The organism is Streptomyces sp. 8L, assembly GCF_020176795.1.
Classification (GTDB): Bacteria; Actinomycetota; Actinomycetes; order Streptomycetales; family Streptomycetaceae; genus Streptomyces.
On the sequence record NZ_JAIUKE010000684.1, the window covers coordinates 4,304 to 4,611 of the forward strand.

The window sequence follows — 308 nt, forward strand, 5'->3', positions numbered from 1 at the left end:
CCCCCCCCCCGCGGGGCCCCCGGCCCCCCCCGGGGGGGGGGGGGGGGGGGGGGCCGGGCCCCCCCGGGGGGGGGGCCGGCGGGGGGGGGGGGGGGGGCGCGGGGGGGGGGGGGGCCGCGGCGGTAGAGGATGCCGCCGCCGAGCAGGAGGCCGGCGCTCAGGCCCGCGGCGGCGAGGAGGTTCGCGTCGGCGCCGGTGTGGGCGAGCTGGGCGAGCTGCGGTGCCGGCGGGACGTACGAGCTGGTCCGCACGGGGACGTCCGGCGTCCCGCGGTGCCTGCCAGGGGCGGGCGGCGTGTGGTGCTGCGG